This is a genomic window from Peribacillus sp. NPDC058075 (assembly GCF_042885195.1).
Lineage (GTDB): Bacteria > Bacillota > Bacilli > Bacillales > DSM-1321 > Peribacillus.
This window is the reverse complement of record NZ_JBHVSL010000001.1, coordinates 541,413-556,918: the sequence shown is the minus strand read 5'-3', so window position 1 is coordinate 556,918 and position 15,506 is coordinate 541,413. Positions and strand designations below refer to the sequence as shown.

At 41.9% G+C, this 15,506-nt stretch carries 12 protein-coding genes and 1 other annotated feature; of the genes, 3 read left to right on the top strand and 9 right to left on the bottom strand.

The window, feature by feature from the left end; genetic code table 11:
- The 6 genes from ACFVS1_RS02835 to ezrA form a co-directional block, all read right to left on the bottom strand.
- On the bottom strand, positions 1-1,602 hold the full coding sequence (locus tag ACFVS1_RS02835) for an amidohydrolase (protein ID WP_387545054.1): 1,602 nt from the start codon (positions 1,600-1,602) through the stop codon (positions 1-3).
- Positions 1,603-1,981: 379 nt separating this feature from the next.
- A complete protein-coding gene (mbcS, locus tag ACFVS1_RS02830; protein ID WP_387545053.1) occupies positions 1,982-3,565 on the bottom strand; it encodes an acyl-CoA synthetase MbcS in 1,584 nt (527 codons plus the stop codon).
- Positions 3,566-3,922: 357 nt separating this feature from the next.
- Positions 3,923-4,129: an alpha/beta-type small acid-soluble spore protein gene (locus ACFVS1_RS02825; protein ID WP_034309203.1), complete on the bottom strand. Its 207-nt coding sequence runs from the start codon at positions 4,127-4,129 to the stop codon at positions 3,923-3,925.
- Positions 4,130-4,211: 82 nt separating this feature from the next.
- A complete protein-coding gene (thiI, locus tag ACFVS1_RS02820; protein ID WP_352925575.1) occupies positions 4,212-5,423 on the bottom strand; it encodes a tRNA uracil 4-sulfurtransferase ThiI in 1,212 nt (403 codons plus the stop codon).
- Positions 5,420-6,568: a cysteine desulfurase family protein gene (locus ACFVS1_RS02815; RefSeq protein ID WP_387545052.1), complete on the bottom strand. Its 1,149-nt coding sequence runs from the start codon at positions 6,566-6,568 to the stop codon at positions 5,420-5,422. Before ACFVS1_RS02815 ends, thiI begins: the two co-directional genes overlap by 4 nt.
- 233 nt (positions 6,569-6,801) lie before the next feature.
- Positions 6,802-8,496: a septation ring formation regulator EzrA gene (ezrA, locus tag ACFVS1_RS02810; RefSeq protein WP_387545051.1), complete on the bottom strand. Its 1,695-nt coding sequence runs from the start codon at positions 8,494-8,496 to the stop codon at positions 6,802-6,804.
- 169 nt (positions 8,497-8,665) lie between these two features.
- On the opposite strand from ezrA, the gene hisJ reads away from it, so the two are divergent.
- Positions 8,666-9,469, top strand: a complete 804-nt coding sequence (hisJ, locus tag ACFVS1_RS02805; protein WP_387545050.1) for a histidinol-phosphatase HisJ — start codon at positions 8,666-8,668, stop codon at positions 9,467-9,469.
- Between the two features lie 17 nt (positions 9,470-9,486).
- On the opposite strand, the gene refZ is transcribed toward hisJ, so the two are convergent.
- Positions 9,487-10,125 (bottom strand): forespore capture DNA-binding protein RefZ, encoded by a 639-nt coding sequence (gene refZ, locus ACFVS1_RS02800; protein WP_241592481.1) that lies wholly within the window; start codon positions 10,123-10,125, stop codon positions 9,487-9,489.
- A 154-nt stretch (positions 10,126-10,279) separates the two neighbouring features.
- Between refZ and ACFVS1_RS02795 the strand changes: the two genes are divergently transcribed.
- Positions 10,280-10,759, top strand: coding sequence for a GAF domain-containing protein (locus ACFVS1_RS02795; protein WP_352925567.1), 480 nt, complete (start codon positions 10,280-10,282; stop codon positions 10,757-10,759).
- 679 nt (positions 10,760-11,438) lie between these two features.
- Entirely contained in the window at positions 11,439-12,041 is a 603-nt protein-coding gene (gene rpsD, locus ACFVS1_RS02790) for a 30S ribosomal protein S4 (protein ID WP_241592485.1), read from the top strand.
- An 832-nt stretch (positions 12,042-12,873) separates the two neighbouring features.
- Here the strand turns inward: rpsD and ACFVS1_RS02785 are convergent.
- A complete protein-coding gene (locus ACFVS1_RS02785) occupies positions 12,874-13,086 on the bottom strand; it encodes a hypothetical protein (RefSeq protein ID WP_352925563.1) in 213 nt (70 codons plus the stop codon).
- 743 nt (positions 13,087-13,829) lie between these two features.
- Positions 13,830-15,086, bottom strand: coding sequence for a tyrosine--tRNA ligase (gene tyrS, locus ACFVS1_RS02780; protein ID WP_352925561.1), 1,257 nt, complete (start codon positions 15,084-15,086; stop codon positions 13,830-13,832).
- A 66-nt stretch (positions 15,087-15,152) separates the two neighbouring features.
- Positions 15,153-15,369 (bottom strand) — a binding site (T-box leader).
- Positions 15,370-15,506: the final 137 nt, after the last annotated feature.

The following is a 15,506-nucleotide window of genomic DNA, read 5'->3' as shown; positions in this document are numbered from 1 at the left end:
TTAATTTTTATCATACATGATTTTGTCATCGATGACCGTCATGACCGCCTCAGCTTTCAGGAGATCATCCGGCGTTACAGCAAAGACATCCAGATTAAACACGGTAAAATCGGCATCGTACCCTTTAATGATCATACCGCGGCGTTTTTCCTGCCCGATTGCCGCAGCACTCCCTTTGGTATACAGTGCGAAAGCCTCGTAAACGGAAAGCCTTTCACCCAAGCCATATACGGTACGGTCCTCATTATTGATTTTCATCCTTGTGACAGCTGCATGAATGCCCAAAATTGGATTTAATGGTTCAATGGGTGCATCAGACCCACCCGCACAAATGATGCCCAAATTCAAATAGGTTTTCCAGCCATAGGAGAATTCCAATAGATTGGCTGGAACCTTTTCTTCCACCCACGGAAAATCGGACGGAACGAAGCCCGGTTGGATATCAAAGATTAACGGCAGCTTTGCCGCCCGCTGCAACAGCTCCGGCCTAACGATCTGCGCATGGATGAGCCGGTCCCTCTGTCCCTCTTGCGGGGGGAGGGCCTCAATTGCATTCAAGACATATTCAAAAGCGAGATCGCCAATCGCATGGACAGCTATCGGCATGCCGGCATCCCTTGCTTTTTTCAACAATTCCTGAAGCTCGTTTTCAGTGAATATCGCGACTCCATTCGTATTCTTTTGATCTACATAAGGCTCGCTCAACAGGGCTGTCCGTCCGCCTAAGGAGCCATCGGTAAATATCTTCATGCTGTCGAATTTAATATATCGCGTACCTCTCTGATAGCCGCCGCCTGCTGCCACCATTTCTTCAAACGCTTCGTGATGGACGAGCAAATTGGCGCGAAAGGCCATTTCCCGGTCCTCGATCACCGATTTAAACGCCTGATATGTCGGCATGAAGCCATTGTAATAATGGAGGTCCTCAGTATGTCCGCCAGTCAACCCCAGCTTATATGCGTCTTCTATGGCCTCTGTGAGCGCGTTTTCGATATACTCTTGATCAATGCCGGGAAGGCTGTCTAAAATAAGATTCTGCGCCTGACTTTCTTTAAATAAACCATTTAAACGTCCATCAGGATAACGGCAGATCACCCCGCCTGAAGGTTCTTTAATATCTTCTTTAATATCCGCTTCCAAAAGGGCGCAGGAATTGACCACCAGGGCATGACGGCAAATCCTTTTCAATACGATTGGATGTTCTGTCGATATCGCGTCAAGCTCATTCCGTAATATCAATTCAGGACTCGGCCATTCATTTTCATTCCACCCTTCGGCAACAATCCACTTTCCTGCCGGGGTTTTTGAGCACTTTTCCTTCAAAGATTTCAAGATGGACTCCCTGCTATCCATCATAGAGAGGTCTAACCGAAGCAGCCTTTCACCATGCCCGACCAAATGAAGATGACTATCCACTAACCCCGGCAGCATCGTTTGTCCCTTTAAGTCGATTTCCCTGGAAATATTGCCGGCATATTCATTTTTCAAATAGTCCAGGCTGCCGGTATCAACAATTACCCCCTTTTCTGTGAAGACTGCCTCCACTTGATCGTTTTCTTTAATCATCGTATATATCGACCCATTGAACCATAACGTTCCCATCCGGCTTTACACTCCTTATTAAATGATTGTTACTGTGCAGGTATGCAGTAAGTGTACCATCTCATATCATGAATTCCCATATTTATGCTTTTATCCAACCACCTGTTAATAAAAGGCTCTTTTCGTAAAGATTGTTGTTTTTAAAACAAAACGATTTAAGGTTGATTGGAGCGGAAGTGCGAGACTCCTGCGGGACAGGTGAGACCCCACAGGCGTTTACGCCGAGGAGGCTCACCGCCCGCCCCGCGGAAAGCGAGCATCTGGAGGGGAAATCAACCACACCGCACTACTTGGTAAAAAGCAGTAAATAGCAACAAAGTATGCGAAAACAGCCTAATAAAAAAACGCCAGCCGTGGGGGCTGACGGTAATGCTATCAATTAATTGTTAAGGAGTGCTTCTTCCCTTTTGCGTAAATCCACCCGTTTGATTTTACCTGATGTCGTTTTGGGCAGCTCTTCTAAAAATTCGATTTTCCTTGGATATTTATATGGGGCAGTCAATTCCTTCACGTGCGTTTGGAGCGTCTGGATCAAGCCTTTGCTGTTCGGATCGATATCCTCCATCAAGACGACATATGCCTTGACCACATTTCCCCTTATTTCATCAGGGCTTGCTATAACGGCACACTCTTTAACAAATGGATGCTTAACGAGTGCATCTTCCACTTCAAACGGTCCAATCGTATATCCCGAGCTGATGATGATATCATCAGAACGACCCTCAAACCAGAAGTAACCATCCTCATCCTTTTTCGCCTGATCGCCAGTGATATAATAATCCCCGCGGAATTGCTGCGATGTCCGCTCGGGATCTTTAAAATATTCTTTAAAGAGAGCAGGTGTATCGACATGTACGGCAATATCCCCCACTACGCCAGGAGAACAAGGTTTACCGGAATCATCAACGATTTCCACATGGTTGCCCGGTGTCGGTTTGCCCATGGAGCCCAATTTAATTTCCATCCCTTTTGTTACTCCTACCAACAGGGTATTTTCAGTCTGTCCATATCCATCACGCACTTCAATATGGAAATGGTTTTTAAAAACCTCGAACACTTTTTGATTCAAAGGTTCTCCCGCTGATACAGCACTATGAAGATGGGATAAATCATAGTCATCAAGGTTATCCACCTTTGCAATCAATCGATACTCGGTTGGTGTGCAGCATAATGCATTCACTTTGTAGTCCTGAAGCAGCTGAAGATATTTTTTCGCCTCGAACTTACCATGATAGGCAAGACAGGTCGCTCCCGTTCCTAGAACCGCCAGGAAAGGACTCCAGATCCACTTTTGCCACCCTGGGCCTGCAGTTGCCCAAACCACATCATTTTCGCTGATGCCAAGCCAGTTTGCAGCAGACGTTTTCAAGTGGGCATAAGCCCAGCCATGTGTATGGACGACCCCTTTTGGATTGCCTGTCGTTCCGGAAGTATACGATAAGAACGCCATATCCCCACTTTTCGTGTCGGCCAATTGCAGCTGATCGGATTCTTCGTCGGCAAGCTCATTCAAATCCAGCCAATTTTCAATTCGTTTCCCGATTGAGAATTTCAGAAGGCTTTCCGCTCCTTCAATTTCATTCAATTCATGAGTATATTCATGATAACTGATGATTCCTTTGACCTCACCATGATTGACTCGATACTGCAAGTCTTTCGCACGAAGCATTTCAGAACAAGGTATGACAATCATGCCAATTTTCAATGCGGCTAAATACACTTGATAAGCTTCCACCAAACGGGGAATTATGATAAGGACCGTATCACCTTTACCCAGTCCCTTTTTCTTAAAGGCATTTCCAATTTTATTTGCACTCTTTAATAAATTCTCATATGTAAGTTGTTTTTTATCTCCGGTTTCGTTCTCCCAGAGTACGGCAACTTTTTCTGGATCTTTTGCATAACGTTCCATTTCACTCACTAAGTTGTAATGTTCCGGAGCCAATAAGTCTTCACGCTTCATATTCTTTCCCTCCAATTATGAACTCTTAGTACCTACTCATTATACAAGATACTTCTCTAATATTTCTATTTATTTTTACAAATAAATAAAGAGAGCGGGTGTTGAACCTGCTCTCTGCGGACTGTAGACAAACCCGAAGAAAAGTGAATTTGCTTGCAGTTTTTTTATTAATTAACGTTCCAATTGATTTCTGTATGCCAAGCGTCTGCGTGGTCTGAGCTCGCCAGTATCGGCAGGATTGTCGCAAATTTCTTCAATCCAATAAGAATTACAGTAATAAACCATGTAGTATAAAGAAGTCCACAAACAGAAGAGAGCGGGTGTTAAAACCCGCTCTCTGTAGCCATATTTATTAAATTATCTGTTGAAGCCTCCGCCTAATTGTTGTTCAGCCATTTGAACAAGGCGTTTTGTGATTTCTCCACCAACTGAACCGTTAGCGCGAGATGTTGTGTCGGCACCAAGTTGTACGCCGAATTCTGTAGCGATTTCATATTTCATTTGTTGTAGAGCTTGTTCCACTCCAGGTACCAATAATTCGTTTGAGCTGTTGTTGTTTGCCATGTGTTTTTCACCTCCTTGTGATTATAGAGTGTGTTAAAACACATGGCTTCATCCGCACTATTTTATTGGTAATTGTAGGATATTAAAATAAGTCTTCCATCGTTTCTTCCTTATCGAAAGTCTGACCAGGTTTAACCGTCAATATTTCTGTTCCGGAGACCGCCTTTTCGATTAAGGATTCAAAGTCGACGAAGCTTTCATAGTAATTGACCTTTTCACGTTTCGGTTTCGTTTTTGGGCTTGCCGGCGTAAAGACCGTACAGCAATCTTCGAACGGCAAATTGGATATTTCAAAAGTATCAAGCTCTCTTGCAATTTTGATGATTTCCGTTTTATCCATGGTAATCAACGGGCGCAGGATCGGTGTATTCGTCACCTCATTGATGGCAAACATGCTGCTCATCGTCTGGCTAGCAACCTGTCCAAGGCTTTCACCGGTAATTAGTGCCATGGCTTCTTCCTTTTCACGAATTCGATCGGCGACCCGCATCATTAAACGACGGGTAGTAGTCATGGAGTAGTTTTCCGGGATTTGTTTTTGAATCAATAATTGGATTTCCGTAAATGGAACGATATGCACTTTCATGCTTCCATTTATTTCGGCAAGCTTGCCCGCCAAATCAATGACCTTTTGACGTGAACGTTCGCTCGTGAACGGTGGGCTGTAGAAGTGGATCGCTTCCACGTCCAATCCGCGTTTCATCGAAAGGAATCCCGCAACAGGGCTATCAATCCCGCCTGAAAGCATCAGCATCGCCTTTCCACTTGACCCGAATGGAAGACCGCCTGCCCCCTGGATGATTTCACCTGTCAAATACACGGCTTCGCGTCTCACTTCAACTAGCAGGTTCAAATCAGGGTTCTTTACATCCACTTTTAAATCATCTGTATTCCGAAGCAAATGCCCGCCGATTGCCCTGTTAATCTCATCGGTATTATATGGAAAATCCTTATCCGCGCGTTTTGTCGTGATCTTGAACGTTTTTACCTCTTCAAGAGTATGATTCAGGTAATACAACGCTGCCGTCTTCATCACTTCCAGATCACGCTCTATTTTTATCGCCGGGCTTAATGACTGTATTCCAAAAATGCCTTTCAATCGGTCAATGACAGGCTTATGGTCCGCACCGTTCAGGAGAACGTACATCCGCTCCCGGTTGGCTGTCAGCACTACACCTTCAATATCTTTTAAACTCCAGCGGATATGTGCCTTCATTTTGTCTACAAAGCCTTTACGGTTTCTTTTTTTCGTGGAGATTTCTCCATAACGGATAATTATATGATCAAATTTCATTTTGCAACCCTCATTATTTTTTCTAAATTAGCGACTATTTTCTGTATCGCCGCCAGAACTTGCTTTGCTTCTTCCATTTCATTTCCATAGGTAGAACTGATTCGGATGACGCTTTCGGAACGAGCCGAATTATGGAACATTGCATCCACCGTTTTGCTTATCGTCCTTTTTTTCGAAGAACAGGCACTAGTTGTCGATACATATATTCCTTCCGATTCAAGTGCATGCAGCAATACTTCGGATTTAAGTCCCGGGACGGAAAAATTCACAATATGGGGTGCCCCTTTTTCAGGACTGTTAACCAACACCCCGTCCATTTCTTTCAAACCTTTATATAAATAAGTTTTGATTTGCTGCAGCTTATCATGATACAGCAATTGATTGTTCATACTAATACGCAAAGCCTTCGATAGGGAGACGATTCCCGCAACATTTTCGGTGCCGCTCCTGATTTTCGTTTCTTGGTTGCCGCCATGGAAAAGCGGATCGACCCGAACGCCTTCACGAACATAAAGGATGCCCGTCCCCTTCAAGCCGTGGACCTTGTGGCCGGAAATTGTACATAAATCCACATTGGCATCACGCAATGATAAAGAAACTTTGCCTGCTCCCTGCACATTATCGACATGAAAGAGCACGTTTGGGTATTGTTTTATCAATTTGCCGATTTCAGCAATCGGCTGTATCGAGCCAACTTCATTATTAACATGCATGACGGAAACCAAAATGGTATCCTCCCTCAATGCATCCTTAAGGTCCGTTACATCAATTTGCCCAAATTCGTTAACGGGAAGATATGTGATCTCATAACCCATTTTCGTCAATGATTGGCATGCATCTTCTACAGATGGATGTTCAATCGCTGTCGTGATTATGTGTTTGCCGCGTTTTCCCTGAGAGTGGGCGGCTCCTTTAATGGCAAGATTATTTCCTTCCGTCCCACCGGAAGTGAAAAATATTTCCGAACTCTTCACCTTTAATAATTCAGCGATCTGCTTTCTTGCAGCGGAAAGCAGTTTTTCGGATTGCACCCCAAGTCCATGAAGCGAAGAGGGATTCCCGAAATAGTCCGAAGTAACCTTCATGAATGATTCGATCACTTCGGGATATGGTTTTGTTGTTGCACTATTATCAAAATAAATCACGGGCTCACCTTCCATGTTTTTGTATCTATATGATCACTCTACTAAATATAAGTTTCAATGTTGCTGTTGCAACATCTAATATTAACATAATTGAATTTGAAAGAGAATGTAAAACACTGGTCCATAAATGATAGGAGAATTGCTTCTTGTTATTCCTCAGAATGATTTAAACTTCCCACCTGTCTATTAGCGGTCGGTACGGTAAAAGAAAAAAACCCGCCATGGCGGGTTTTTTAGGAAAGGACTTCTTCTATGTTCGCCCCGATTTTTCGTAAACTGCCTGGGTCGACCTTTTCTATGGCCGTTGCTGCCGTTTCCAACGCTGCTTGATATTCATAGCTTCGGAATTTCGCTTCGGCTTCCCTAAGGCTCTCGGCAACCATATCGTGACTGCTTCGATAGCGATTTCCGAATTGGATCACCTTTTCGGCCAAATACATATGTTCGATCAATTCTTGGGCTTTTTCGTGGACCCTATTCACCTGTTGAACCGCTTTTTCCAAATAAATATAAACAGCGGCCATGTCAAGCGGCTTTTCTTCAAGTTTTCCCTGAACGTCATCCATGCTTTCTTTGGCATCAGATAGCACCACTTTATACTCTTCTGGAAGACCTGGAATATTGCTTTTTGCAATTAAACGTCCAGTATCGACCATTTTACGTTTCAATTCAGCCAGTGAATCCCTGGCATCCATTTCATCTTTCCGTAAAGCCTGTAATTTAATGGTGAAGTCTTTCTGATTTTCCTGTAGTTCCTTCAACTGTAACGCCAGCCCCTGCATCTCTTCGCTGATAAGGGAGCTTGCCATCACATTATCCTCCATTTTCAAGACAAGCAATTGATGGCGTTTCGAAATCTGGGCAATCTGCTTTTCCATTTTCCGCTGTGCATCGAGCTCGTTTTCCGTCAGATGATATGTGTGTTGAACATGTATGGTTTCAACTTTAAGTTTATCGTTTTCATATTCAAGGTCACTAATCGTTTTCCTGAGAACTTCATCATTTTTCAAGATATACTGTTTTGAAAGTACTTCTTTTTCCAGAAGGTCATAAAGCACCTCAATGCTTTCGCGCATATCTTTAATGCCTTTATCCACGGCTTCCGTTTCGGCATTTTCCAATTGTGTTTTATATAGTTCCAGTTCTTCCTCAAGCCGGGATATTTCTTGCTCGAATTGGATATGGCTCAACAGATACCCCTGTCCTGACATCTCCTCATAACCATCCTTCAATTCTTGAAGCTGGGAATGCAGCTCCGATTGGCTATCTACCAATAATTTCGGGAGCATTTCCATTTTAACTGACAGGACCGCCAATTTTTCCTTAATGGATAGAACAAGCTCCCTCGCATTCAAATAATTGCCGTTCACGGTCTCTTCGTCATATTTTTGAAGGATCTGCAATACTTCATCCAGGGTATTTTCCAGCTTATCAGCCGCTTTCCCGTAATTATGCCTGTGTGCAAGCAGGGATTTCTTCAATTGACGGTAGGATTCCTTGATATCCTCAATTTCCAATCGGTTTTTTTCCTCACTGCCTACGAGTTCATTCAGTTCGTATAAGATCTTTTTGATCATTTCCTCAATTTCATTCAGCTTGACTGTAATTTTGCGTTGTACTTCTTTTGATCGGCTGAAACGGTATTTATCGACGAATTCCTCGGCATCGAATAAAAGCTCTTCGACTTCGGGCATATGATCAGTAATGATGGCGTCCCATTCAATGCGCCAGTTCTCGAACATCTCCTCTGTTTCACCTGTCATATTCAATTGTTTGACTTTAGAAAGCTCTTCCAGCACGGGGCGGTGCATGATGCTTATTTTCCAGGATTCCAGTCGATCGATTTCTTTAAAATATCTCTTTTTGAAAAAATAACCCCAAATGATGAAAATCAAAATTAATACAATTACCCCAATTATGTAATCCATGGTAAGCCCCCTGTTCTAGTCCTTACAGTCTTGCTCGTTTATATATCAATTTTAAAAAATGTTAAATTTAATGTTTTTATGATACCATGTTAGCAATAATTTTTGACGAGAAAAATGTTTTTTTTGTAGAAAATTGCTACAAATACCTGTTTTTTGGGAGGGAAGGACCATGAAAGCTGACGGTCATGTGCACACTCCGTTTTGCCCTCACGGCTCTACGGATAAATTCGATGAATATATTACGCGGGGAATCGAGCTAGGATTAAAGGAAATCACATTTACGGAACATGCTCCATTGCCACGAAATTTTCAAGATCCTACACCTGAAAAAGACAGCGGCATGGACGCTGCCCAACTCCTGGATTACTTTCAAGAGCTCCGCGTACTGAAAGAACGCCATAAAGACAAAATCCTGATCAAAACAGGTCTGGAGGTTGACTTTATAGAGGGTTATGAAAAAGAAACAAAAGAATTCCTCGACGAAATCGGAGAATTCCTTGATGATAGTATACTTTCCGTCCACTTCATCAAGCATCAAAGCAGTTGGCACTGCATCGATTTCAGCGAAAATGGGTTTGGTGAGATTGCCAATGAACTAGGTTCAGTCGAAACGGTTTATGCCAAATATTACGATACACTGGAAAAATCAATAATAACGGATTTAGGCATTTATAAACCAAAACGAATCGGGCATATTACGCTTGTCCATAAATTCCAGCATCGATATCCGCCGGCTTCTAGTTTTGACGAGCGGGTTTACAAGGTGCTCGACATGATCAAAGAACAAAGGTATGAACTAGATTATAATGGAGCCGGGCATGTAAAGCCGCTATGCGGTGAACCATACCCTCCTGAACGGTTTGCAAAGCGTGCTTTCGATCTCGGCATTCCGCTTATTTACGGATCCGATGCACATCAGGCTAAGGATTTGGGACAGGGCCATCAGGCACTGATCGAAGGGTTCAATGGGTAGCCCACCATGTATACACTTCAGCTCCGGCCGGCTAACAGTGGCTGCAGGTCTATGAAAAGGGTATCCTGCAAAAAACGTCCGACTTCATTGGCATAAATATTCGTATAATATTCTTCCTGCGGGAACACATGAAGCACATCCATCGCATAATGGGTATGCAGGACAGGGGCCGTCAATAAACCCTTCAACTGCAGCATATACATGGGAACCGAGACCTGCTGGAAACTCCTGCTCTTGATCCCCTGTTCCAAAATATATTGAAAATAAGACTTTTCCTTTGTAAAATAAGTCGAATGAATTTCGCGATTTAAATTGGAATCGAGTGAAGATTCCCCATATATGAACCGTGCAGCAAGGAAGTTTTCCCTCTGGAAAGCGAGAATATCCTTTACAAGATTCATCAAGCAATGCTGCGGACCTTTAAGTTCCAGCAATGTCATGTTCGTCTCAAGGACCAGGATATACTCTTCTAAATAGGAAGTGAAACAGAATTCAAGCAACCCCTGCTTATTCTTGAAATAGTAGGCAATATTTGCAGCGTTCACTTTGGCTTTATTCGCAATATCCCGTATGGATGTAGCATGATAGCCTTTTAAATGAAATAAATGCAATGCAGCTTCCACAATGGCTTGTTTCGTTGGCGTCTGGCGATTCATTCAGGCAATCCCTCGCTTTCTTTGAGACAAGTCTTATGGACTACTTCTTCACGGAAGAGCCTGAATCCTTTAGTAAGTTCTCGACAATTTCCCAACAATAAAGCAACATGATTAGAAAGTGCTGTAAAAATATGCGGAAGACAGGTGAACGCTTTTGTTTAATGTCGAAATGTATCAAGGAAAAAAAGAAAATAACTATGATTTGGTCCAAAAGCAGCTTCTTGCCTTAATAGAAGATGAAACGAACCGGATAGCCAATTTAAGCAATGCGGCAGCTTTACTCAATCAGTTTCTTGATGAGATTAACTGGGTCGGCTTCTATTTATACGAAGAAGGCCAATTAATTCTAGGACCCTTCCAGGGTCTTCCAGCCTGTGTCCGCATTCCAATGGGCAGGGGCGTTTGCGGGACTTCAGCGGCGACTGAAAAAACCCTTCGCATAGAGGATGTCCACCAATTTCCTGGACATATCGCCTGTGATGCTGCATCAAGATCTGAAATTGTCATACCGCTCATGAAGGATGGCAATTTGATCGGTGTCCTCGATATCGACAGCCCGGTCACTGACCGTTTTGACGAAATGGATCAGCAAGGACTTGAGAAGTTCGCTGAAATCCTTTCCAGCCATCTATAAAGTTAAAGGGAGCGGCAATCCTTGCCTGCTCCCTTTAACTTTATAGGCCCCATGTACATGTACCCGGTCCTTCCTGATTTCTTCGCAAAATAACCCCCCCCAAGAAACGTCTCAAACCATCCATAATTTTTGGATTCATTATCTACTAACGCCTACAATGGGAAAAACCTCTCTATTTGTATTTTTCAAATAGGCTCTTATCGTAAAGATTGTTGTTTTTAAAACGAAACCATTTAAGGTTGATTGGAGCGGAAGTGCGAGACTCCTGCAGGGGCAGCGGGACAGGTGATATCCCACAGGAGTCTACGCCGAGGAGGCTCACCGCCCGCCCCGCGGAAAGCGAGCGTCTGGAGGGGAAATCAACCACACCGAAATTAAAGTATGCGAAAACAGCCTTTAAATATATTATATTTTCCTGCTGTGATTCTCTTTTTCCATTCCTTAATTAATCACAACTGTACTTGACTCATTGAGCAGAATATTATACAATACTCTTTGTGTAAAATATTGCAGCCTATGTGACAGCCTTTATGTTCTCATTTTGTTCCTCAATACAGAGGTGTATCTCGTAACCCTCTGCTGCTAGGGCGAAGGTACATGAAAACAAAATGGTCATAATCGTACATTCACACGGTTTTTATTTTACCAAAATAAAAACATTTAAAGGAGGAGTCATCCTATGGCTCGTTATACTGGCCCAAGCTGGAAACTATCCCGTCGTTTAGGAATTTCCCTAACAGGTACTGGTAAAGAATTAGAAAAACGCCCTTATGCTCCAGGACAACATGGTCCTAACCAACGTAGAAAAATTTCTGAATACGGAATGCAACTACAAGAGAAACAAAAACTTCGTCACATGTACGGAATCACTGAACGTCAATTCCGCACAATGTTCGACCGCGCTGGCAAACTTAAAGGTGTACATGGTGAAAACTTCATGGTTCTTCTTGAATCACGTCTTGACAACCTAGTTTACCGTCTTGGTTTAGCTCGTACACGTCGTCAAGCACGTCAACTTGTTAACCACGGTCACATCACTGTAGACGGAAGCCGCGTAGACATTCCATCTTACAAAGTGTCTCTTGGACAAACAATCTCAGTTCGTGAAAAATCACGTAACTTCTCAATCATTAAAGAATCAGTTGAAGCAACTAACTTCGTTCCTGATTTCCTTACTTTCGATGCTGAGAAATTAGAAGGTACTTTCACTCGTTTACCAGAACGTTCTGAATTGCCTGCTGAAATTAACGAAGCTCTTATCGTTGAGTTCTACTCTCGTTAATAAAAACGCTTTGTTAACAGCAATTAAGAAAACCCTAAAAACATTGATACATCAGTGTTTCTAGGGTTTTTTCTTTTTCTCCTGATTTGTAGAATGGTGTATGATAACCAGATTAATTAGGGGCCGTTTAGAAAACTCCACTAAAAAATAGGTTGTGGACTGTCGCTTATTTTTACGTTCTCTTGAAATAGGAGGACGTTTTTAATATCAGAGAAGAATACTTTATAAAGTAGTATAATAAGTAAAAATATAGCGAAAGCCAAGTCACCACCACATTACTTAAATTATAAATGCAGAGAAAATACAGTAACGAAATAGGCTAAGGCAATTATTGTAGATACTTTATTCATTTAAAATAGACACTGTATTTGTTCTCCAATGATTTATAAACTGATGATCGCTTATTTATATTTAACTTTTATATAGGGAGCACCAACCCCGTATGCAGTATTTGAATAATACGTATTTATAACCTTTCCAGTTGGGCTTTTTACTATGTGTTTAAATCTCTTGAAAGCAATGTCTGACCAAACACCTAATCTACTGTATTTTTTTGAATTAGCTGGGATTGTTGTAGAAACTGAGGTATTATGAGCTACGCTAACACCCACATTAAATCCATCATAACTATATGAACCAGAAATAGTATATGATTTCCCACGAGAAATAGTATAACTGCTAGCTTTAGCCCAAGCGTTTGTAAGGGGGTGGTAGTTTACCCATTTTTCTTTTGCTGTATTAGTAGTAATGGTTGTTGTTGTTGTTTTATTACACGTTGCGCATATAGGAACAATTTTTATAATTTGGCTATCTAAATAAGCATTATAGTCTTCTACTGTATCAAAAATACTAAGGTTCCATCGTCTTTTGTTAAACTGTAAGGAGCATCAACTGTTAATTCCACATTAGCTCCTTCAATTTCTACAATGGAATCGTCTCCACCTTCTGCTGAGACCTTTGATAAATTCAGAGTTCCTATTAATAGAATAAACAGGCTGAAAAGACTAAGAAGTGGAAAGTAAAACTTTTGGTTATTAATTCTCATTTATTACCCCTCCATTTTTTTCTAAATTTTCTGATAATTATAGTATACACTTTTTAGTATATAATACAAATTAACCAAAGAGAGGTGATATTATGAAATTAATAGCCGGAACTATAGCATTATCTGTTTCTTTTATCCTATTTATTTATTTGTATGGTTTAAAAGTAGATCACTCTATTAAATACAACGGAAGCTTTTATACGTTTCCAGCAATACTATTATTGATAGCCATGTTTTGTTTTGTCTCAATTATGAGGAAAAACACCAAAGACTAAACCAAATAAAATGTTGATTAGCTAAAAACCCTGACTCAAATTCGAGTAGACGTGATAAGATTCCAGGAAATCATGATATTCCGGTACAGCATACCATTCAATGAAAGTATTTCTTACCTCCTTCTTATCTGCAGAAATCTCTTGCCTATTTGAGCTTAGACAAAGCTGTTTCGGTACCTTTTCAAAGATAGAATCAAGTGTTCCAGGGTTAAACCCTTCCATGTAAAGTGTTGGTAGTATCCATTTAGATTGGCTTTTGCAACCTTTTAAATCGTGACTACTGCAGATTTAGCATTAGGTTTCCATTCTCCTCCCCCCATTAAAATCATAGCTTATCTCCCGATGATTGCAGGTAAAGCGCCTCTAGGGGAGTCCCGGAAAGCGAGTGCCCAAGTTCCAATCAACGTTTTTTCAAATAAAATTATTGCAGAACAAAGCCCGGCTGAATCCCAGCCGGGCTTTGAACAATCATTTCACTAATGTGTATTTCTTTTTGCCGCGACGAACGAGGATGAACTCCCCTTCAATCTTGGCAGCTTCCGTCACTACATATTGCAGATCGGTCACTTTCTCCCCATTTATGGAGATTGCCCCGTTCTGAATATCTTCACGTGCTTGACGCTTTGATGGCGAAATTTTCGCTTCAACGATTAAATCGACCAAACCGATATCTTCCTTGCTCTCACGTTCGAAGCTAGGGACATCTTTAAAGCCCAATTTGATTTCCGCTGCACTTAAATTCTTCACCTCACCGCTGAATAGGGCGGCAGAGATTTTGATTGCCTGGTCAAGAGCTTCCTGACCATGAATCAAACGGGTCATTTCTTCCCCCAAAGCTTTTTGCGCTTTACGCAAATGCGGTTCGTTTTGTACGGATTGCTCTAACTCTTCTATCGCCTCACGAGATAGGAACGTGAAGAATTTCAGGTATTTTACGACATCAGCATCCGCTGTATTGATCCAGAATTGGTAAAATTCATACGGAGTCGTTTTTTCCGGGTCAAGCCAAATCGCTCCGCCTTCCGTTTTACCGAATTTCGTTCCATCCGCTTTCGTGACGAGCGGGATCGTCATACCGAATGCTTTGGCATTCTCATCATTGGATTTCCTGATCATTTCAAGGCCTGTCGTAATATTGCCCCATTGATCACTGCCGCCAATTTGCAATTTACAGTCGTAATTGCTGTATAAATGGCCGAAATCAATTCCTTGTAAGATCGTGTACGCAAATTCAGTAAAGGAAATTCCCGTATCCAAGCGAGAAGCAACCGTATCTTTTGCCAGCATGTAGTTAATGCCGATGTATTTCCCGTAATCACGCAAAAATGTAACCATATCGATTTTGCCTATCCAGTCATAGTTATTGACCATGACCGCACCATTTTCACCTTCAAATTCAAAGATGTGGGACAGCTGCCCTTTTATGCAGTCTGCATTATAAAGCACTTTTTCCAGCGTTTGCAGCTGACGTTCCTCTTTTTTACCGCTTGGATCACCGATAAGTCCTGTCGCACCGCCTACCAGCACAAGGGGACGATGACCGTGCTGCTGGAAACGGCGCAATGTCAAGAATGGCAATAGATGACCGATGTGCATACTATCCGCAGTTGGATCGACACCACAGTATAAAGAAATTTTCTCTTTTTCCAAAAGGTTCTTAAAACCTTCTTCATCCGTTTGTTGATAAATAATTCCTCTCCACTCGAGGTCTTTAAGCAATTCCATTAAATATTCCTCCTCAATCTTAGAAAAAACCCGCAAAAAGCATACAAAAACGCCCCTTCATAAATATGAAGGGACGAATGAATTCGCGGTACCACCCAACTTGAGGACATAACACGCCCTCCGCTCAAGACGAATAACGGTCGTCAGCCGTTTCCTGCTACTAATCATTTCACAGCAAATGCTCCAGGAAGTAATTCATCATACCATTTGTACCGATTTCCACTAACCACCGGCTCTCTGAAACAGGGATAGTCTGACTACTGGGTCCTATCATCGCGATCATTTAATCATTTTATTGTTGTTAATAAACTTTTATCATACATAAGAATCCTTGTCAACATCACCCTTACAGATTATAGAAAAATAAGAAAGATCCCTTTCCCCTACCTGTTATATGCTATAATATATGTGATTTCAGGG

Coding starts and splice junctions, on each gene's coding strand:
- refZ (WP_241592481.1), bottom strand. CDS start 10,125: ATGAATCGCCAGACGCCAACGAAACAAGCCATTGTGGAAGCTGCATTG.
- ACFVS1_RS02825 (WP_034309203.1), bottom strand. CDS start 4,129: ATGGCAAACAACAACAGCTCAAACGAATTATTGGTACCTGGAGTGGAA.
- ACFVS1_RS02835 (WP_387545054.1), bottom strand. CDS start 1,602: ATGGGAACGTTATGGTTCAATGGGTCGATATATACGATGATTAAAGAA.
- hisJ (WP_387545050.1), top strand. CDS start 8,666: ATGAAAGCTGACGGTCATGTGCACACTCCGTTTTGCCCTCACGGCTCT.
- ACFVS1_RS02785 (WP_352925563.1), bottom strand. CDS start 13,086: ATGAGAATTAATAACCAAAAGTTTTACTTTCCACTTCTTAGTCTTTTC.
- thiI (WP_352925575.1), bottom strand. CDS start 5,423: ATGAAATTTGATCATATAATTATCCGTTATGGAGAAATCTCCACGAAA.
- tyrS (WP_352925561.1), bottom strand. CDS start 15,086: ATGGAATTGCTTAAAGACCTCGAGTGGAGAGGAATTATTTATCAACAA.
- mbcS (WP_387545053.1), bottom strand. CDS start 3,565: ATGAAGCGTGAAGACTTATTGGCTCCGGAACATTACAACTTAGTGAGT.
- ezrA (WP_387545051.1), bottom strand. CDS start 8,496: ATGGATTACATAATTGGGGTAATTGTATTAATTTTGATTTTCATCATT.
- rpsD (WP_241592485.1), top strand. CDS start 11,439: ATGGCTCGTTATACTGGCCCAAGCTGGAAACTATCCCGTCGTTTAGGA.